The organism is Micrococcus sp. GbtcB5, assembly GCF_019091605.1.
GTDB classification, from domain to species: domain Bacteria; phylum Actinomycetota; class Actinomycetes; order Actinomycetales; family Micrococcaceae; genus Micrococcus; species Micrococcus luteus.
Genome location: NZ_JAGXJK010000338.1, coordinates 1 through 246 on the forward strand (window position 1 = coordinate 1; position 246 = coordinate 246).

A 246-nucleotide genomic window follows, 5' to 3' on the forward strand; every position below is an offset into this window, starting at 1 on the left:
GCACGGGACAGGGTGGAGCGGATGGACTCCTCGGCGGCGCGGTCCGCATCCGTGACAGGGGGGAGATCCGGCTTGGTGCTGTCCTCGAGGTCCTGGGCCTTGAACCGGGACATCGTGATCGAGTCCACGTTGTCCGCCAGCGTGTGGGCCAGCCGCAGGTCCTCCGTGAGGTCGCGGCCGCGGGTCGCAGGGTTCTCAGGGCGCTCCATGCCGCCCACGCTTTACCGCGCGGGCCGCCTCAGTCCT

At 70.7% G+C, this 246-nt stretch carries 1 pseudogene; it reads right to left on the reverse strand.

What is annotated here, in order from left to right:
• Positions 1 to 209, reverse strand: a pseudogene (locus KVS67_RS12600) (histidinol phosphatase); the annotation flags it as partial.
• Positions 210 to 246 lie beyond the last annotated feature (37 nt).